This is a genomic window from uncultured Bradyrhizobium sp., assembly GCF_936943645.1.
Classification (GTDB): domain Bacteria; phylum Pseudomonadota; class Alphaproteobacteria; order Rhizobiales; family Xanthobacteraceae; genus Bradyrhizobium.
Map to the genome: position 1 here is coordinate 1 of NZ_CAKZJO010000038.1, position 17853 is coordinate 17853.

The window sequence follows — 17853 nt, forward strand, 5'->3', positions numbered from 1 at the left end:
GGAGAGAGCCCCCACCCGGCGCTTCGCGCCGACCTCCCCCGCAAGCGGGAGAGGTGCACCGCCTTCGCCGATCGATCGAATGTCACAACTCACTTGTCGAGCCATGCGTCCTTGAAGCCGTCATTGACGCCGATCCCCGTGGTGATCAGGTTCTTGACCTTGCAGCGCATGATCGTCGGGAATTGCAGCTCGAGCATCCAGGCCACCGGCACGTCCTCGACCAGGATCTTCTGCGCCTTCTCGTAGAGCTCCTTGCGCTTGGAATCGGGCGTCGCGACCGCGCCGTCGGCGAACAGCTTGTCGATCTCCGGGTTGGAATAGCCCTCGACGTTGTTGAACACCTGACCCTTGGCGATGTTGCTGGAGATGTAGTTGCGGCCGACCCCGAGCGCGGGATCGCCATACTGGTAGAGATAGGTGAAGGCGATGTCGTAGTCCCAGTCGCCGATCTTCTGGTTGCCGCCGGCAACGTCGGTGGCGATGGTCTCGATGTTCATGCCGACGTCCATGAGGTTCTGCTTCACCGCTTCACCCCAGCGCTGCCAGGTCTCGCCATAGGCGAGCGGCAGCAGGCGGATCTTCTCGCCCTTGTAGCCGGCCTCCTTCAGCAGCGCCTTGGCCTTGGCCGGATCGTACGGATACTTCTTCACGTCGTCGGTGTAGTATTTGATGGTCGACGCCGACGGGCCGGTCGCGACCTTGCCGAGCCCGTTCCAGATTACGTCCTTGGCGAAATCGCGGTCGACCGCGTACATGATCGCCTGCCGCACCCGCTTGTCGGCGAGCGGCCCCTGGCGGTTGTTCAGCCAGAGCCAGGCCAGCGGCGAGAAGAACTCCCAGCCGGCGCCGGTGACGCAGGTGTCCTTCAGCTTGGACAGCCGCGGCACGTCGAAGTTCTCGACCGAGCCGCCGGGCAGCACGTCGACCTTGCCGGTCTCGTACGCCACCGAGCGCGCGGCCGCGTCGGGAATGATCTGCCAGTAGATCTCGTCGAGATAGGGCTTGCCCTTTTCGTGGTAGTTCGGGTTCTTGACCAGGCGGATGAACGAACCCTTCTGCCACTCCTTGAACATGAAGGGGCCGGTGCCGACGGGCGCGTTGTTGTAGGGGTTGGTCTTCCAGTCGGTGCCTTCATAGAGATGTTTCGGCACGATCGGCATCGAGCCGACCTCGAAGATGCCGAGGAACGGACCGAACGGCTGCTTCAGCGTGAACACCACCGTATAGTCGTCCGGGGTCTCGATCTTGTCGACCTGCGCCAGATTGGTGCGGGCACGCGCATGCGTCTGCTTCAGCATCTCCATCGAGAACAGGACGTCGGCGGCGGTGAAAGGCTTGCCGTCATGCCAGGTCACGCCCTTCTTGAGCTTGAAGGTGTAGGTCTTGGCGTCCTCGCTGACGGTCCAGCTTTCGGCAAGCTCCGGCAGCGGCTCGAGCTTCGGGCTGTAGCGCAGCAGCCCTTCGAAGATGTTGCCCGACACCATCTGGGTCGGGCCGTTCTGGACCTGCGCCAGCATCAGGCCGGGCGGTTCGGGCTGGATCACGGCATTGATCACGCCCCCCGTCTTCGGCTCTTGCGCCAGCGCCGGGGCCGCAAGCCCGCAAGCCAGGAGGAGACCAAGCAACACTCGTTTCGGCATGTCGTATCTTTCTCAAGCGCGACCAGCCGAAAGCGCTTCGCGACGTCACGACGTGCGAAGCTGCGGCCAGCCCATCCCAGTCCCCATCCGGTGTCGAGGCTCACACAGTCTCGTTCGGCGCCGCAAGATGAAAGTCTCGACAGCGGTCGCACAAAAAATGTACAGCGCGTCCTGTTTTCACTTGATTCATTCCCGTGTCACGGGAGACAAGTTCGCCATGGACAATGCCACGCGCTCCGAACGATCCCGCAATGCTGCACTCGAAGCGGCCATCGCGATCATCGCGCGCGACGGGCCCGGACGGCTGACGCTCGACGCGATCGCCCGCGAGAGCGGCCTCAGCAAGGGCGGCGTGATGCACCAGTTCCGCACCAAGGAAGCCGTGCTGAAGGCGCTGCTCGACCGGCAGATGGCGCATTTCGAGGAGTTCTCGACGCGCTACATGGCGAAGGCGAGCGAGACCTCCGCGAATCCCAACCTGGCGACGCAGCTGGCGACCGTGCGCGAAGCGGCGACCTCGCCGAATTCCGCTGCGCTGGCGCTGGTTGCGGCCATGGTCGAGAATCCCAATCTGATGGCGCTGCCCCGCGAGCGCGAGATGGAGAGGATGGCGGCGATCAGGGACGAGGCCGCTGATCCGGATCTGGCGATGCTGCGCTGGGCCGGCGCGATGGGACTGCTGCTGACCTCGCTGTTCGGCATGTCGCCGCTCAGCAAGGACGAGCATCAGCGCCTGTTCGCGCGTCTGGTCGACGATTCGCAATGGGGCGGCCTTGAACAGCCGGCGGCAACGCGCGCCGTCAAATCCGCAACGGTGCCAGCCGCGAAGGCTGCAACCCGGCGCAAGCGCGCCTGATTCGTCCTTAACGAAAGCTCGTCTTGACCTGCACAAAGCCGCGCCAGCGGCGAAATGCATCAGGTCCACATTTCGGCTATTTACAAACCGTCTAGTCGGTTTTATAGATCCGGACACTGAGGCAACCCGAAGCTTCCGACATGGCCCCGGACGAAGCCGAGGGTTGGCAATGGTGAGCCCCGCAGCCGCGTCCGGTCCCTGACGCGGCTGCGGTCGCCATCGCCCGAACAGCGCCAAGAGGCGTCTGGCAAGAGGAGTCTGGAATGAGTAGCTCGATCGCTGCGCGCGGTCTGGGAACGCCGGTGCTTTGCGCGGGTGTCGGCGGCTGCGCCTCGGTCGCGCCGGTGCCCTATTCGGAGATGGCGTCCTCGGCCTACATGGCTCCCGACAAATCGGACGCCTCCGGCCGCGTGCCCTACCGCTATTCCACGCCGGTCGATTGGCGCGCCTATAACAAGGTGATCCTCGATCCCGTCGTGGTCTATCGCGGGCGGGACCACCAGTTCGGCGATATGTCCGCCAAGGACAAGGCGACGCTCGCCGCCTACATGCAGAATTGTTTCACTGAGCGGCTGCGCAGACGCTTCGCGCTGGTGCAGGAGCGTGGACCGAACACGCTGCGGATCAGGCTGACGCTCACCGGTGCCGTCACCAACACGCCCGTGCTCGGCACGCTGTCGCGTTTCGATATGGCCGGCGCGGTCTACAACGGCGTGCAGGCTGCGCGCGACGGCGAGGGCATGATGACCGGTTCGGTCATCTACGGCGTCGAAATCTTCGACGCCACGACCTCGCGTCTGCTCTCTGCCTACGTCACCAAGCAATATCCAGCCGCCTACGACATCAAGGCCACCGCCGGCGCGCTCGCGGCCGCCACGGCCGGCCTCGACAAGGGCGCCGATGCGCTGATGGCGCAGCTCAACTGACGCCGCGATCCATTCAACGAAAGGTGCTGCCGATGAACATTCTCCTTCGCTTCGTGCTGCGTGTGGCGATCACCGTCGTGATGATGATCATCGGTGGCCGCGCCGGCGCGGCTGCGCCGACCGATCCGAGCGGCACCTGGCTGGTCGAGGACGGCCGCGCCCGCATTCGCCTCGAGCGCTGCGGGCCGTCGCGCGACCGCCTTTGCGGCTTCATCGTCTGGATGAAGGAGCCGGCCGACAAGCGCGGCCAGCCTTATCGCGACACCCAGAATCCGGATCCGGACAAGCGCGCCCGCACACTGCTCGGCCACCAGCTCATCATGGGCCTGCAGGCGACGCCGGAAGGGCGCTTCGCCGGCGACATCTATAATGCCGAGGACGGCAAGTTCTATTCGGTCTCGATCTGGCGCGAGTCTGCCGAGCGGCTCAAGCTGAAAGGCTGTCTGATCAAATTCCTGTGCCAGACCCAGACCTGGCAGCAGACGCTCGATGTGCTGCCAGGTCAGCTCATTGGCCTGACCGGCGATCTCAACGGCCCGCGCGCCGACAGGGAATGGGCGGCGATGCCCGCCCCGAAGCCGATCCCGGCGAAAGCGAAGTAGCCTTCAGGAGGTCCGCAGCGCCTGCCGCAACTCGTCGAGCGCCTCCGCGAGCTGCTCGCGGTGAGCGATGTCGTCCGCAGGAATGGCCGCGACACTGCCGGCGAGCTCGCGCAGGATGCCGGCGAGCAGGCCGAAATTGAGGTGCAGATGCACCGATTTGCGTTCGTCGTCCGCGCCGGGATGTTGCAGCACCAGCGCAACGCCGCTGCCGTCGAGCCGCGCCTCGAACTTCGACGAACGCTCGAACGTGCCGACATAGAACTTGTCGGGGTATTCGAGCGCGACCTCTGCCTTGTCGGGAACCGGCCTGGACATGTGAGCCTCGTTGGATAACGGCCAAATCTCGCCGGGAATAGATCGGGCCGCCTTGCGATAGGTCAGAGGCGGCTTCCGGATTTGATCCGGATCAAAGTCAGGCCGCCGCTTTTGCGATCGAATAGCAACTGGCGGGGGCCCGGCACTGCGTGTCCCGCTCCCTTGGGCGTGAGACGAGCGATGGACATTCAGGCCACCACTATCCTTGCGGCTGACGATCACGGACCCGATGTCGCCGGCCTCGAGGCGGCGCCGGATCCGGGCGTGCAGCACTGCCTGCAATTGCTCGGCAACGCCGGCCTGCGCCCGACGCGCCAGCGTCTCGCGCTCGGCCAGTTGCTGTTCCTGAACGGACATCGTCACGTCACCGCCGAGAGCCTCTATGAGGAGGCGATGGCGGCGAACGCCTATCTGTCGCTGGCGACCGTCTACAACACGCTGAACCAGTTCACCGAGGCCGGCCTGCTCCGCCGGATCGCCGCCGACGGCCTCAAGTCGTTCTTCGACACCGACACGTCGATCCATCCGCACTTCTATCTCGAAGGCGAGGATATGCTGGTCGACGTCGCCGAAGGCCTCACCTTCACCAGGATCCCCGAGGCGCTTCCCGGCCACGAGATCGCGCGGCTCGACGTCATCGTCCATCTGCGCCGCAAGCGCGTGTAGCGATTATCTCCCCTCGGAGAGGGCCGCCGCAAATGAGCGGTGCACTTTTGGGCGCAGTAATCTCCGCGTCGTCATGGCCGGGACAAGCCCGGGCATGACGACCTTCTGTGGAGCGCCGCTGCACCTCAGCGCAATCCGGCGCGCCGGAATCCTTCAAGGTAGTGCGCGCGATCGGCGTCATTGGCCCATGGCAGCTGGGTCGCGATCCAGTGCAGCGAGATGCCCGGCTGGGCGCGGCGGAGCTCGCCCAGCGCGGTCTCGGCGAGCATGTCGTTGCCGGTCATGCCGGCGGAGACCGCGAGCACGCGGTAGGCGCCGGTGAGATCGCCGCGATGGCGGATCGCCTCGCGCGCCAGCGCGATGGCCTCGTCATACCGGCGCTCGGTGAAGCGCGCATAGCCGGCGATGCCCTGATAGATCGCCAGCGAGGGATCGCGCGGCGACAGCCGGATCGCCCTTTGCGCGGCCTCGAACGCCTCCCTGGAGCGTCCGGCATAGGACAGTGCCAGCGCGTAATAGCCCTGCGCCAGCGAGAAGTTCGGGTTGAGCGCGAGCGCCTGCTCGAACCCGGACAGCGCGTCCGCGAGCCTGCGTGTCGAGAAATAGACGCTGCCGAGCGCGACATGCGCCCAGGCATCCTCGTGGTCGCAGCGCACCGCGGCGAGCGCGGCAGCTTCGGCCACCGGCGCCACCGCGGCGAGGTCGCCCCAGCCGAGATGCGCGCCGAACATGTGGTTGGCCGCCAGCAGCGACAGCGCCTGGCCGTAGCTCGGATCGATGGCGATGGCGCGTTCGAGCAGCGTCCGCGCGGCCTCGTGATCGCGCCGCGTCACCCGCCAGAAATGCGACAGCCCCCGCATCAGCAGATCCCATGCGTCCAGGCTCGCGGGCGGCTTGCTGTGGGCGCGGAAACTTTCCGCCGCGTGAATCTGCGGCTCGATCGCTGCGGCAATCGCGTTGGTGATGTCGTCCTGGACGGCGAAGACGTCGACCAGCTCGCGATCATAGCGCTCGGCCCAGAGATGGCTGCCTGAGCTGGCATCGTTGAGCTGCGCGGTGATGCGTACCCGGCTGCCTGCCTTGCGCACGCTGCCTTCGACCACGTAGCGGACGCCGAGCTCCTCGGCGATCTGCCTGATATGAACCGCGCGCCCCTTGTAGGTGAAGGACGAGTTGCGGGCGATCACCATGAACCAGCGCTGCTTCGACAGCGCGGTGAGGATGTCCTCGCTGATGCCGTCGCCGAAATAATCCTGTGCGGGATCGCCGCTCATGTTCTCGAAGGCGAGCACCGCGACCGCCGGGCGGTCCGCCACGCGCGGCAGGGTGGGCCTGGCCTCGGCCGGCACGATCGATGCTGCCACTTCTTCCCGGACTTCGCCGACAAAGCGGAAGCCCTTGCGCGGAATGGTCTTGATCAGCCGCTGCGTCGCACCGTCGTCGCCGAGCGCCTTGCGCGCCGCGTTGATCCGGCTGTTCAGCGCCGAATCCGAGATGATCCGGTCGCTCCAGATCTGGCTGATCAGGTCATCCTTGCTGACCACGCGGGTGCGTTGCGCGACGAGATAGAGCAGCAGATCGAACACTTGCGGCTGCAACGGAACAGTCGCCCCGCCGCAGGTGAGTTCCCGCAGGTTGCCGTCGAGCACGTTGTTTTCAAAACGGAATCGCACGTTGTTCGTCTCAAGCAAAAATCAAAGTCGTCTCAGGCGAAAATCAATCGTCCGCGAAAGCTTCAAACCCGTCCGAGGGGCATGGTGGAGCAACCAACGAGGTGCCGGCGTTCCGGCACAACGGAGCTGTTTTCATGACCCAACTCGATCATCAAATTCATTCGATTGACCCGGAGGTTGCGGGCTCTCGCATTTTCAAGTTCATCGCCTTTTTGTACGGAATTGCGGCGTATCTCGTGTTTTTCGTCACCATTCTCTACGCCATCGGCTTCGTCACGGGCCTGGTGGTGCCCAAGACCATTGACATCGGACCCCAGGCCCCGACGATCGAGGCCGTCGTCATCGATCTCGTCCTGATGTCGATCTTCGCCGTTCAGCACAGTGTGATGGCGCGTCAGCAGTTCAAGGCGTGGTGGACACAGTTCGTCCCCAAGCCGGTCGAGCGAAGCACCTATGTGCTGCTGGCGAGCCTGTCATTGCTGCTCCTGTTCTGGCAGTGGCGTCCGTTGCCTGCGATCATATGGAACGTCGAGAATCCGGATCTCGCCGTGATTCTGGTCACGCTGTCCTTTGCGGGCTGGATCCTGGTGTTCACCAGCACTTATCTGATCAATCATTTCGAATTGTTCGGATTGCATCAGGTGACCAACCATCTGATCGGCAAGGAGACGCCGCCGCCGCGCTTCAAGACGCCGCTGCTCTACAATTTCGTGCGCCATCCGATCTATCTCGGCTTCATCATCGCGTTCTGGGCGGCGCCGACCATGACCGCGGGCCATCTGCTGTTCGCGGTCGTCACCACGCTCTACATCTTCGTCGGCATCGCACTGGAGGAGCACGATCTCGTCGCACTCTTCGGCGACGAGTACCGGCAGTACAAACAACGGGTGTCGATGCTTATTCCCTGGCGCCGGTCACTCTAACCTCGGCGCGGCATTGCGCGCGTCCGCCGAACGGAGGACGCGCAGGCACGCCGGGTGCGGTACGCGAGCATCTCACGCGCCCGTCCCCCCAACGTCCCCCGGGGTGATGTCCCCCTTCATCCCGACGCCTCTCCCCGCATCCCATCGGTCCCGACATATTGTGGACGAGGAGCGGGGAGAGGATCCCCTTCCATCAAACGGAGACGACCCAATGAAACATGTCGGAAACTGCTTCTGCGGCGCGGTGACGGTCGAGGTCACGGGTGCGCCGGAGGCGATGGGCTACTGCCATTGCCGGTCCTGCCGGTCGTGGTCGGGCGGTCCGGTCAACGCCTTCAGCCTGTGGAAGCCCGAGGCCGTGCGCGTCACCGAGGGCGCGGAGAATGTCGCGACCTTCGCCAAGACGCCGCTGAGCCAGCGGCAGTTCTGCAAGAAATGCGGCGGTCATCTCATGACCAACCATCCGCCGCTCGGCCTGGTCGACGTCTTCACCGCCACCATCCCGACGCTCGCATTCGCGCCCGGCGTTCACGTCAACTATGCCGAGACCGTGCTGCCGATGCGCGACGGCCTGCCCAAGCTGAAGGATTTTCCGGCCGAGTTCGGCGGCAGCGGCGAGATGATGCAGGAGTAGCAGCGCCGGGGGGTGAGAGGGCGGCAGCGCGCCGCTCCTCTCTTACTTCGCGAGAACGACGACGGATCAGCCGCCGCGGGATTCAACGACCTTGCGGCAGCTGTCCGAGAGCTTCGACTTGTTCTCGCGCAGGCAGGCGTTCATCTGCGGCGGCTTGCCGATATGCTCGGCGCAGAATTTGCTGGCGTCGCCGCGACAGGCCATCTGCTCCTGGACTGACGGACCGGATTGCGCGGCAGCGGGCAGGGCGGCAGCAGCGAGCAGCAGCGCGGCAAGAACCGTAATCTTCATAAAGCACCTCTTCTGGAATCCTCGTTGGTCCCGACCGGGATCAATCGGGCCGGACCATCCCGCGAAGGCCGGGCGGGGGTCCATGCCATGTTCATGGCACCGGCAGGCCCTGGGGGGCGCGGTACCCCCATCTTCATGGCATGTATCCGCGCGCCGTCTTTTGTCATTCAGGCTGCACCTCGGCTGCGAAACCCGGTGATTGCATCGGGACGCCGAACGGGAAGCAGGAGAGCAAGAATGTCGAAGAGAGCTGGAGCGCTGAGCGCAAGGCTGACGGTCACGGCACTGACGGTCATGGCGCTCGCGGGCGCGGCGATGGTGTCGCTGGGCACGAGCCCGGCGCAGGCGGTGGTCTATTGCAAGACTGTCGGCGTGCCCAAGGGCTGCGTGGTGCGGCCGACGGCGGCGGTGGTGGTTGCCCCGGGAGCGCCGGTTGCGGCCGCGGCGGTCGCAACGCCCGGCGTCGGTGCGCCCGGTGTCGGCGTCCGCGCGGGAACGCCGATGAATCGCGGCGGTCCGGTCAATCGCGTCGGCGTGCGCTGATTGCTTCTTCACCTCGCCCCGCTTGCGGGGAGAGGTCGAATTCGAGCGGAGCTCGAATTCGGGTGAGGGGGACTCTCCACGAATCCAACTGCCTCTGTCCCTGTGGAGACTCCCCCTCACCCCGATTCTCCCGGCGCGAGCGAAGCTCGTCGCGGCCCCGCAAGCGGGGCGAGGGAGAAGAGTTCGGGCCAACGGGGCCTGCGGACGAACACCCCCCGTCCTCCGCAGGCGATTTCACCCGGCCCGTCCCCTCTCTCCGTGCGCCCCACACGTTCGGGGAGGGGGTTTTTCAGCTCGCAGCCATGTCGCTGTCGGGAAAACGCTGCGGCAATTGCAGCCGCACGCGCGTCCCCGAGGCATCGGAGCTCAGGTCGAGCACGGCGCCGCAGCGCGCGGCACGGTTTCTCATGTTTCGCAGGCCGCGCGCGGTCTGGCCGTTGCGTCCGGCCTCGCCATCGCCGGCAATCGCGAAGCCGTGGCCGTCGTCGGTCACGCTGATCACGCCGTATGGCCCCTCGCCCGCGTCGAACGTGTCGATGGTCACCGTGATGCGGTGGGCCTGTGCGTGCTTGACCGCATTGGTCACGGCCTCGTCGAGGATGCGCACGATCTGGATGACGTGCCATGGCCTGAGCTCGGGATGCAGCGGCACGCCCTGCGGGGTCGCCACGCGCCAGTCGAGCGTGATGTCGTGCGGACGCAATTGCGCCGTCGCGCGCTCGCGCCAGGAGCCGAGCGCGAGCATCAAATCGCCGCCGATGTCGTCCATGGAATCGATGACGAGACGCAGATCCTTCAGCGCGGCCCGGGCGGCATCTGTGATGGTCGCGCCGTCCTGGCCGCGCTCGGAGAGTGCGACGATGCTGACGAGCTGGCCGCCGAGGCCGTCATGCAGGTCGCGCATCAGGCGCGTGCGCTCGTTGGCGAGCGCGGCGGCGCGGGCGCGCTCCTCCTCGCGGGCAAAGCTCGCCTTCAGCCGCTCCTCGGCCTCGCGCACGCGCGTCACGAGCTGGCCGGCAAAGCTGTCGACCTGGTTCAGCGCGCGGGCGAAGCGCCAGGTCAGCCCGGCGCCGATCGCGACCAGCATCGCCGAATAGGACAGGCGCGAGACGAAGATGCGCTCGTTGGTCACGATCTCGGACACCGAGAGCATGTCGTGCACCCAGCAGGTCAGCACGATGGTCACCGCGCAGCCGATCGTGAAGCTCGCCGCGTCCTGGCGCCGCACCACTGCGGCCGCGGTGACGCAGGCCATCAGGAACAGGCAGATCCCGACCGTGGGGATGCCAAGCAGCAGAAACAGGATGCGCGGCAGTGGCGGCCCGGCGATCAGGCCGACCACGAACACGATCAGCCCCGGGGCGAACAGCAGCGTGCCGTAGCGCGGCCAGCGCCAGCCGAAGAACAGCACGCCGAACACGACGATCAGCGCACTCTCGATCGGTGCGGAGGCCAGCAGCACGGCGGCGAGCCGGGACACGGTGGCCGGCGGCACCGGCGGCGGCATGAAGGCCTGCATGACCCCGAGCACCATCGCCACCGCCAGCACGCCGTAAACCGGCTCGCGACGCCGCATCAGCCACATGATCGCGAGGATGACGGCGAGGATCGACTGCCAGGCCGAGAATACCACCGGCAGGGTGACGAACAGCAGCGTGCGGGTCTCAAAGGCCGGACGCAAGGCGGCATCCGGACCGACATAGACCGTGTCGAGAAAGCCCTTGAGGGGTCCCCACACGAACAGCCGCACCGTGATCTCGTTGGCGCCTTCGCGCAGCAGCGAGGCGGGGATCGCCGCGATCTGCGGCGTGTTGCGGTCGGGCCGGTTGGCATTGGCATCGCGCCGGGAGTCGAGCACGACGACGCCGTCGACGGCGACCTCCACGGCGTTGCTGAAGCGCGGCAGATACACCGACCACCCCGCCGCCGCATCGCCGCGGCGGAACGTGAAGCTGCCGGTGTAGAACGGCGGATCGTCCAGGGAATAGCGCGACGTCGTGAAATGCGGCAGCGTCACCGGACGCGTCACGCCGTTCTCCCGCAGCGAAAATCCGTTCAGCGCAAGCTCGTCGGGGTCGATCGGCTGCAGCAACCCCAGCCCGACGATGGTGATGACCACGATCAGGACCTGGAGCAGCAGATAGGGTACGAGGCGCGAGGCGATCAGCTGGCGCCGCGGACGCGCAGGTGCCTTGCCAGGTGCCTTGATCGATGCTTTGGCCGTGACCTCGCTCACAGCTTGATCAGGCCTTGCTGCACCGCCTCGAACACCGCTTCGCTGCGCGTGTGCACTTCGAGCTTGCGATAGATGTTCTTGATGTGGCCGGGCACGGTCTGCTTGGAGAGGCCGAGATGGCTCGCGATCTCGGCATAGCTGAAGCCCTTGGCGATGCCCCAGAGGATGTCGATCTCGCGCGGCGTGAGCTTCGCGGTGTTGAGCACGGGTCCTGGCGGCGGTTCCGCCGAGCTCTGCGCGGCACCCTGGGTCCGGCGCACGATGAAGCGCGCGATCGAGGCCGAGATCGGCGAATGGCCGGCAACGAGATCGCGCACGGTGGTGGCGATGTCGGTGGGGAAGGCGTCCTTGAGCAGATAGCCGGTGGCGCCGACCGTGATCGCGGAGATCACGCTCTCCTCGTCGCCGAGGGCGGAGATCACCATGATCTCGGTGTCGGGAAAGCGCTGCCGCATCTCGCGGATGAGCTCGATGCCGTGGCCATCGGGCAGCCGCAGGTCGGTCAGCAGCACGCGTGGCGCGCCGGCGGCCAGGGCCGACCGGGCTTCACCGAGCGTGCCGGCGCTGCGCACCTGATAGCCGGCCTTGACCAGCGCATCCTGGAGCCGCCAGCAGGTCGGCGCGTCGTCCTCGACGAGGAGGATGGTGATGACGTCACCCGTCTCGCCTTGTTCGGTCATGATCATGGTCCCGCGCCCGCGTGTCCCCCGCGGCGCAAGGGCAAGTCTAGCTGCCGCGCGGATGCCACGACACCCATAATCATGGGGGCGGCAAGCCTTTCGTAACGCGGCCCACCGCGCCGGTCATGCTATTTGTTCGCCGGCGAGGACGCCGGCGTGCCGGGTGCCGGCAGCCGCTGGACGGTAATCCGCGCCGTGCCACTGTTGTTCTTGTAGTATTGATCGTCCGGTCCGAAAAAGTCCGCGTATCTCGCCGGGAATACCCACTGCAGGAATCCCGGCAGGATCTGCACCGCGTCGTTGACGTGGAAGAACAGCTCGCCGGAGTCGGGCGCCACGAATTCGGCGACCATCCGCTTTGCCAGTTTCTGCGTGTCCCAGACCTTGCGGGCCGTATCGCTGTCCGGGAGCGCATCGAACGTGCCCATCCCCGCCACGTCGCTTCTGAGCTTCTTCAGCTTCTCCGTGTCGAGGGGATCCGGCAGCTCCGTTGCATCTTCCACGTGCACGGGAAATCTGTTCTTCGACTTGTCATTGTCCTTTTCGGCAGCGAGAAACGGATTCATCCTGCGCGGCAGCTCGTCGGCGGACATCGTGTTCACGGCTTGCAGCGGTTGATCGTTCAAGCCCTTCTCGCCGACGCGCACCAGCGGCTGGAACCAGTCCGCACCGAACAGCCGCCGAAACGGCAGGGCGGCGTAGTGATGTGTTTCGTAGGTCTGGAATCCGTTGACGCCGGTCATGATCGTGCGGTCGAACCAGGGGTCCTCCATGTCGATCCAGACGCGGTATTTGCGGCCCTTCTCGACCGAGAGCCTGCTTGCCCAGCAGAACTGGTCGACCTTGAACAATTCGGTCGCCTGGACGGCGTTGTCACCGACCGGAATCGTCGGCGCGATATTCGCCGACGCCTTTGCTCCTGTCCCGCTTTTCGCTCTTGTTTCCGGGCTCTCGCAGACCTGCCCCGTTGCGAGGCGCCAGGTGAAGAAGCTGCTCGAGCCGATCAGGAGCGCCAAGCCGTAGATCGCGATGATGGCGACGACCGGTATGATGAATTTGGCGAACGGGACGTGTATCCACCAGGCGTTCCCCTGCATGAAGCCGCCGAATCTGATCAACAGGTTCAGCCTGCCGAGGTTCTTCAGGCTCGCCTTGCGATCCGGTCGGTACCAGGCGAGCCGCGCGCGCTCCTGGATGCCGTCGCGCAGCCGGGCGTTCACACGCCAGACGCCCCGCGTCAGGAGTACGACGATCAAGGTCAGCGTGGGATAGTAGAGCGCGATGTCGAGCCAAGGTCCGGCATAGGACGGCATTACGTTCCTGAGCAGGTTGGCGATGGACCCGATCACGGCACCGAGGCCCCAGTCGATGTCGGTGACGATCCGCAGCAGGAGCGTATCGCGCAGGCCGTTATTCACCGACAATTCGACGATCTTGCGCGCGATCCACGGCCAGGCCACGATCACGCCCGCCATGACGAGCAGAGAGAAATAGGCCACGCGTCGCCACCACACGGCGCCGTGCGCGAGTTTGACCATCTCGTCGTTGGGCGTTGCCATTGCGGTGAATGCGTCGGCGTCCGCCTCGCCTGCCGGGCCCTTCTTTTCAAGATAGGCGTCTTGCATTGCCTTGTGCGTGGAGTCGTCGGTGAGCTCCTGGATGCTTCCGTCCGGCATCAGCACGCGCGCGTTCGCGGGAAGCATGATTGGTGCGTAGTCGTCGCATCCGAACAGCATCCGCTCGACCGCCGAGAAGTGAACCACCGGCGTGCCGCCGTTGGCCTTGCTTTCCAGGATCGGGCGCGGATCGTAGCGGTAGAACACCGCCGCGCCGCTGCGCGAATCGTGCCGGGGGCCGAGCGCCGATTGCCGGTCGCGGAACCGCTCGATCGTGCCGTCCTGGAAACGCAATTTGCCGTCGAGCTGGTCGACCATCCAGACCAGTGGAACGAAGGACAGCGTCGATTCCGGATAGCCGCCGCCGATGTCGGAATGCACGCCGGCAAACCACACTTCCTTGACGACCTGATGCGTCCGTTTCAGATTTCTCTGGTCGATCCGTAACGGATGGAAGGTGGTGCGTTCATCGTCCAGCGCCAGCGCGTGGTAGGCGCGCTTCACTGCGTGCGAGAGCTCGTGGTTGCGAAACGAGATCGGCCAGACGGACCAGTCGATCGCGACGCGCAGCTCCTCGAGCGGAACGCCGAATGCCTCGACCGTGTCGAACAGTCCGAGAAATTCGATCTTGACGTTCCTCCGGCCCGCCATGGCCTTGCGGACCGTGCAATAGGAGCGGTGACCGCAGATGAAATGATAGAGGAGAAGCAGCAGGTCGCGAATCCAGCGTGCAAACCAGATCGTCGGAAGGCTCCAATAGCCGACCGACTTCTTGCGATAGGCCCGCCACGCCGCCATGGCGTTGCGCTCCATCTCGGCATGCGAGACCGGTACGTTCTCGATCTCCGCGGGCACGAGGCCCTGACTTGCGATCAGCGCAGCCAGTGTGCGCACGGTGAAGGCGCCGCGGCTGAAGCCGAAGATGTAGATCTCGTCGCCCGGTCGCCAGTTCCAGCACAGGAAACGATAGAGCTTGCGGACGTTGGAGGGCACACCGATGCCGGTGGCGCCGTCCAGCGCGGCAAGTGGCGCCCAGCCGGCTGTGCCGACGCCTTTGATGTAGTAGGCGATCTGGTCCGGCTGGGTGTGGTCGAGCGCCTCGTAGAGACGCCAGACGCTGGATTCCTGGGTGGTGAACGCATTGCCGGTGCCGTCGGCAAACAGCACCAGCTTGCGATTTGATTGGCCGGCAGCCGCATTTCCGCGGGCATTCGCGGCACTGGACGCCCGTTGCGGCTCGGGAGACTCGGAATTGCGGCCGATATCATGATGCGTCATGGGCCCTCCGGCAACTCGACCGGGAAAGCGTCAGGCTCAAGCCGGGCTGGACTTCCCGAGGTGTAAAAATCGCTGCGTCATGAAAAGCAGGTGTATTCTGCACTCAATCCCGTCGAGGTAGCAAGCGGGATCGCGTCAGCCTCGGGCTGAATGGTGCGCCGAGGCGGTTTAGACGTCCACCCGCGGCGGCGGATAGCGCCGGGCCAGCATCGACAGCGACAGACGCCGCTCGTCCGCCGGCAGCTCCAGATAGGCCAGCACAAGCGGCCGCTTCCAGTCACCGATGCCGAAATCCATCGCCGTCCATTTCTGCGGCTCGGGGCCTTCGAGCCCCCGGACCCAGACGAAATAGCGGGGAAGGTCGTCGGCGTCCGTGTCCGTCGTGCGTCTCCTGGCCATCAAGCTGTCCACTGCATCACATCGGTTGCCACAGGATATAGGGAGTGGTGGGGCGAAGTCGAATGCCTCGGGACGCGCCGGCCGTGCCATAAGCCTAAATTCTGCTTGACCGAAATTCGGAAATGTCGTATCTCTCCGTCATCCCGGCCCAAGGAAAAGGGGCGTTTCGCGATCGTCACGATACGCGGGCGGGGTGGCGGTGGACGTGGAGTGCATCGGCGCGCCAGCAATCGCAGGGCGGGTTTGGCCCGTGAGCAATTGAGCAGCGCGCACACGACCGGTGCGGTCCGCGTACGGCAAAAGCGTGTCGTCCTGACGCCCGGGGTCTGTGCGTCAAGGCTTGCGGTGGTGAAGCGGCCCAACCGGGCGTGCACCGAGCATCCGCAAGACGACGGGGGCAATAGTGCATCGCTCCCCGGGGAGAGCACGCCATAAGCCGTCAAACCATCGCGCGGGGAAAGGCCGGGATGTCCCGGGCTGCCCTGTATGCCGCTGTGCATCTGTTTTCGCGCAATTTGCGCACAGCGGACCGCGGGTGCCAGCCGGCGCCCGGCCTTCCCTGCGCCCTTGCTTAGGAGAGGGCGTCAAGAGAAGCACAGGACTCGGGCGTCAGGCGCCGCGAGAGCGCGGAAGCATGTCCAGTTGCTTGAAATCGTGGGGCGTGCCCGCCGATCCTGCCGATCACTGCCACAGTTCGCAGGTCGCCACGCGGTTGATGTCGGCGAGGCGGCGCGCGGCATCTCCGTGCAGATCGAGGCTTTCGACCAATGTCAGCAGGCGACGATAGGCGCCGTCGGCGGTCTCGACCGGAAGCGGGGCCTCGTCAAAGGCCTCGACATAGCTGCCGACGATACCGCTGAGCAGGCGGCACAGCCCACGCTGGGCGGGATCGCGCCGGCCGAGCGCCTCGAGCTTGTGCTGAAAGGTCTGGAAGGTCCGCAAACCGTGGTGCTGTTGCGAAAGCCACGCGTGCAGGTCGTTCATATCTGCTCCTTCGAATAACGGAAGAAGCTACCGGTTTATACAGGGGGGATGCGGGGATGGGAAGGGAGAGCAGAGCTTGCTGAGCCGGTCCGTCTTCGCCAAGAGGCTACGCCGGACGCGCTTCGCCCTTCGGTTTAGCGGGGCTGCGCCACGCGAAGCCCGAAGGGCGAAGCGTGGTGCCCCTGGCCGGTAATCGCTTAGTACCGTAAGCAATTGAATTTGAAGTCAATTTCATCGTCAATTGCTGCTGATACCAGCACAAATACCAGCAAGTGGCCGCGCCATTAACAGATAAAGAAATTTTCAGCAGGCTCACAGTAGCGGCCATGCCCATGCCGTTCCGTCGCGACAGTTGTCCCGACGGGAATCGAGCCCGGTGCTGACCAAACTTCCTGGCAGGCCATTCTAAGGCTCGGCGAGCGCCTCGAACAAAGTGCCTTTACGATTCGATTGCAGCGAACCAGAACTAGAATGAGATCGGCCCATTGCCGACAGCCAGCTCAATGGGTTCTTATTTCGACACCGATATCTTGCTAAGCGCGCGCACACAATTGCTTCATACGTGACCGCCCACCAAGCTGCTATATCTGATTATGTCTTCGTTAGACTTCGGGATCCGTAACGTCGATGGATGCAACAACGACCGCAATCGTCTCTAAATGTGCGTGCCTTTGCGAAACTTGCTGCAATCGACGTGGGTCAACATAGGCTTCGTTGACAAGCTGTCGAGGCCGATCCCAATGTTTCGCCATCAATTGTATTGGCTGGTTGTCGTTGTCTTTCAACGCGAGACGCGGCCAGTCGCGGAGATGGCGAATGACAAAACAGACTCCCGGATTCGCGCGCCGGTCCTTTGTCCTGGGCGGCGCAATGATTGGAGCAGCTACGGCAGCGGCAGCTACAATACGGGATGGCGAACTGGGGGCACCCCCTCGCTCTTATCGTGGATCGATGCCCGTTCAAGAGGGCGCAGCCGATTCGCCACCTGAGGTTCGCGGCACCGACTACAAATTCTTTACAGCTGAAGAGCGGGAATTTGTCGAGGCGGCCGTCGACCGACTGATCCCGCCGGATGCTGTTGGACCAGGTGCAGTCGAAGCAAATGTGCCGTTCTTCTTGGATCGGCAGTTGGCGGGCCCGTTTGGGCGCGGCGACCACTACTATCTCGGCGGACCTTGGAAGGAAGGTGCCCCGGAGCAGGGCTATCAGCTACGCTTCTCGCCGGCGCAACTGTATCGAGCTGCGATCAAGGCGATCAACAGCCATACGTCCGAACAATTCAACAGAGCTTCCTTCGCTCAACTCAGCGGAAGCGACAGGGATCGTGTTCTGAAGGGGCTCGAGGACGGCAGCATCGCGCTTGATGGCGGAGTCAATGCGCGCATATTTTTTGCGATGCTCCTCCAAAATACCAAGGAGGGCTATTTCTCCGATCCGATCTATGGCGGCAACAAGGATATGGCCGCCTGGAAGATGATCGGCTTTCCTGGTGCGCACTACGACTATAGCGAGTGGGTGGAGCGGCATGGGGAGCGCGTGCCCTATCCGCCGGTGGCATTCAAGGGCCGTCCTGGCTGGCGGGAGGCCTGAG

Annotated in this window: 17 protein-coding genes; 8 read left to right on the forward strand and 9 right to left on the reverse strand. The window is 64.7% G+C overall.

Going from position 1 to position 17853, the window contains the following annotated elements; genetic code table 11:
* Window positions 1-89: 89 nt before the first annotated feature.
* Complete coding sequence (locus tag Q0743_RS04020; RefSeq protein WP_298240296.1) at window positions 90-1640, reverse strand: ABC transporter substrate-binding protein; 1551 nt, start codon at window positions 1638-1640, stop codon at window positions 90-92.
* Between the two features lie 217 nt (window positions 1641-1857).
* Between Q0743_RS04020 and Q0743_RS04025 the strand changes: the two genes are divergently transcribed.
* The 3 genes from Q0743_RS04025 (at window position 1858) to Q0743_RS04035 (ending at window position 4024) form a co-directional block, all read left to right on the forward strand.
* Window positions 1858-2496 (forward strand): TetR/AcrR family transcriptional regulator, encoded by a 639-nt coding sequence (locus Q0743_RS04025; protein WP_298240297.1) that lies wholly within the window; start codon window positions 1858-1860, stop codon window positions 2494-2496.
* Window positions 2497-2759: 263 nt separating this feature from the next.
* Window positions 2760-3422, forward strand: coding sequence for a DUF3313 domain-containing protein (locus Q0743_RS04030; protein ID WP_298240298.1), 663 nt, complete (start codon window positions 2760-2762; stop codon window positions 3420-3422).
* Window positions 3423-3454: 32 nt separating this feature from the next.
* Window positions 3455-4024 carry a DUF2147 domain-containing protein gene (locus Q0743_RS04035; RefSeq protein WP_298240299.1) on the forward strand — a complete coding sequence of 190 codons (570 nt, stop codon included), beginning with the start codon at window positions 3455-3457 and terminating at the stop codon, window positions 4022-4024.
* Between the two features lie 3 nt (window positions 4025-4027).
* On the opposite strand, the gene Q0743_RS04040 is transcribed toward Q0743_RS04035, so the two are convergent.
* A complete protein-coding gene (locus Q0743_RS04040; protein WP_298240300.1) occupies window positions 4028-4339 on the reverse strand; it encodes a hypothetical protein in 312 nt (103 codons plus the stop codon).
* Between the two features lie 180 nt (window positions 4340-4519).
* Between Q0743_RS04040 and irr the strand changes: the two genes are divergently transcribed.
* Entirely contained in the window at window positions 4520-5005 is a 486-nt protein-coding gene (gene irr / locus Q0743_RS04045) for a Fur family transcriptional regulator Irr (RefSeq protein WP_298240301.1), read from the forward strand.
* 125 nt (window positions 5006-5130) lie between these two features.
* On the opposite strand, the gene Q0743_RS04050 is transcribed toward irr, so the two are convergent.
* Window positions 5131-6678 (reverse strand): winged helix-turn-helix domain-containing tetratricopeptide repeat protein, encoded by a 1548-nt coding sequence (locus tag Q0743_RS04050; RefSeq protein WP_298240302.1) that lies wholly within the window; start codon window positions 6676-6678, stop codon window positions 5131-5133.
* Window positions 6679-6812: 134 nt separating this feature from the next.
* Between Q0743_RS04050 and mddA the strand changes: the two genes are divergently transcribed.
* Together mddA and Q0743_RS04060 are read left to right on the forward strand one after the other, a co-directional pair.
* On the forward strand, window positions 6813-7601 hold the full coding sequence (mddA, locus tag Q0743_RS04055) for a methanethiol S-methyltransferase (RefSeq protein ID WP_298240303.1): 789 nt from the start codon (window positions 6813-6815) through the stop codon (window positions 7599-7601).
* A 211-nt stretch (window positions 7602-7812) separates the two neighbouring features.
* On the forward strand, window positions 7813-8235 hold the full coding sequence (locus Q0743_RS04060) for a GFA family protein (RefSeq protein WP_298240304.1): 423 nt from the start codon (window positions 7813-7815) through the stop codon (window positions 8233-8235).
* Between the two features lie 66 nt (window positions 8236-8301).
* Here Q0743_RS04060 and Q0743_RS04065 read toward each other — a convergent pair whose 3' ends face one another.
* Entirely contained in the window at window positions 8302-8526 is a 225-nt protein-coding gene (locus Q0743_RS04065; RefSeq protein ID WP_298240305.1) for a hypothetical protein, read from the reverse strand.
* A gap of 237 nt (window positions 8527-8763) precedes the next feature.
* On the opposite strand from Q0743_RS04065, the gene Q0743_RS04070 reads away from it, so the two are divergent.
* The gene (locus Q0743_RS04070) at window positions 8764-9069 is read left to right on the forward strand and encodes a hypothetical protein (protein WP_298240306.1); all 306 of its coding nucleotides are present in this window, start codon (window positions 8764-8766) and stop codon (window positions 9067-9069) included.
* A 289-nt stretch (window positions 9070-9358) separates the two neighbouring features.
* Here Q0743_RS04070 and Q0743_RS04075 read toward each other — a convergent pair whose 3' ends face one another.
* The 5 genes from Q0743_RS04075 to Q0743_RS04095 form a co-directional block, all read right to left on the reverse strand.
* Window positions 9359-11305: an ATP-binding protein gene (locus Q0743_RS04075; protein WP_298240307.1), complete on the reverse strand. Its 1947-nt coding sequence runs from the start codon at window positions 11303-11305 to the stop codon at window positions 9359-9361.
* Window positions 11302-11985 (reverse strand): response regulator transcription factor, encoded by a 684-nt coding sequence (locus Q0743_RS04080; protein WP_298240308.1) that lies wholly within the window; start codon window positions 11983-11985, stop codon window positions 11302-11304. The genes Q0743_RS04075 and Q0743_RS04080 overlap by 4 nt, the downstream gene beginning before the upstream one ends.
* Before the next feature lie 128 nt (window positions 11986-12113).
* Window positions 12114-14879 (reverse strand): DUF2235 domain-containing protein, encoded by a 2766-nt coding sequence (locus tag Q0743_RS04085; protein WP_298240309.1) that lies wholly within the window; start codon window positions 14877-14879, stop codon window positions 12114-12116.
* Window positions 14880-15047: 168 nt separating this feature from the next.
* Window positions 15048-15278 carry a hypothetical protein gene (locus tag Q0743_RS04090; RefSeq protein ID WP_298240310.1) on the reverse strand — a complete coding sequence of 77 codons (231 nt, stop codon included), beginning with the start codon at window positions 15276-15278 and terminating at the stop codon, window positions 15048-15050.
* 681 nt (window positions 15279-15959) lie between these two features.
* Complete coding sequence (locus Q0743_RS04095) at window positions 15960-16262, reverse strand: hypothetical protein (protein WP_298240311.1); 303 nt, start codon at window positions 16260-16262, stop codon at window positions 15960-15962.
* An 816-nt stretch (window positions 16263-17078) separates the two neighbouring features.
* On the opposite strand from Q0743_RS04095, the gene Q0743_RS04100 reads away from it, so the two are divergent.
* Window positions 17079-17852 carry a gluconate 2-dehydrogenase subunit 3 family protein gene (locus Q0743_RS04100; RefSeq protein ID WP_298240312.1) on the forward strand — a complete coding sequence of 258 codons (774 nt, stop codon included), beginning with the start codon at window positions 17079-17081 and terminating at the stop codon, window positions 17850-17852.
* Window position 17853: the final 1 nt, after the last annotated feature.

What these genes read in the sequence shown, in the direction of transcription:
- Q0743_RS04020 (WP_298240296.1), bottom strand. Translation starts at nt 1,640, where the DNA reads ATGCCGAAACGAGTGTTGCTTGGTCTCCTCCTGGCTTGCGGGCTTGCG.
- Q0743_RS04025 (WP_298240297.1), top strand. Translation starts at nt 1,858, where the DNA reads ATGGACAATGCCACGCGCTCCGAACGATCCCGCAATGCTGCACTCGAA.
- Q0743_RS04030 (WP_298240298.1), top strand. Translation starts at nt 2,760, where the DNA reads ATGAGTAGCTCGATCGCTGCGCGCGGTCTGGGAACGCCGGTGCTTTGC.
- Q0743_RS04035 (WP_298240299.1), top strand. Translation starts at nt 3,455, where the DNA reads ATGAACATTCTCCTTCGCTTCGTGCTGCGTGTGGCGATCACCGTCGTG.
- Q0743_RS04040 (WP_298240300.1), bottom strand. Translation starts at nt 4,339, where the DNA reads ATGTCCAGGCCGGTTCCCGACAAGGCAGAGGTCGCGCTCGAATACCCC.
- irr (WP_298240301.1), top strand. Translation starts at nt 4,520, where the DNA reads ATGGACATTCAGGCCACCACTATCCTTGCGGCTGACGATCACGGACCC.
- mddA (WP_298240303.1), top strand. Translation starts at nt 6,813, where the DNA reads ATGACCCAACTCGATCATCAAATTCATTCGATTGACCCGGAGGTTGCG.
- Q0743_RS04060 (WP_298240304.1), top strand. Translation starts at nt 7,813, where the DNA reads ATGAAACATGTCGGAAACTGCTTCTGCGGCGCGGTGACGGTCGAGGTC.
- Q0743_RS04065 (WP_298240305.1), bottom strand. Translation starts at nt 8,526, where the DNA reads ATGAAGATTACGGTTCTTGCCGCGCTGCTGCTCGCTGCTGCCGCCCTG.
- Q0743_RS04070 (WP_298240306.1), top strand. Translation starts at nt 8,764, where the DNA reads ATGTCGAAGAGAGCTGGAGCGCTGAGCGCAAGGCTGACGGTCACGGCA.
- Q0743_RS04080 (WP_298240308.1), bottom strand. Translation starts at nt 11,985, where the DNA reads ATGACCGAACAAGGCGAGACGGGTGACGTCATCACCATCCTCCTCGTC.
- Q0743_RS04085 (WP_298240309.1), bottom strand. Translation starts at nt 14,879, where the DNA reads ATGACGCATCATGATATCGGCCGCAATTCCGAGTCTCCCGAGCCGCAA.
- Q0743_RS04090 (WP_298240310.1), bottom strand. Translation starts at nt 15,278, where the DNA reads ATGGCCAGGAGACGCACGACGGACACGGACGCCGACGACCTTCCCCGC.
- Q0743_RS04095 (WP_298240311.1), bottom strand. Translation starts at nt 16,262, where the DNA reads ATGAACGACCTGCACGCGTGGCTTTCGCAACAGCACCACGGTTTGCGG.
- Q0743_RS04100 (WP_298240312.1), top strand. Translation starts at nt 17,079, where the DNA reads ATGACAAAACAGACTCCCGGATTCGCGCGCCGGTCCTTTGTCCTGGGC.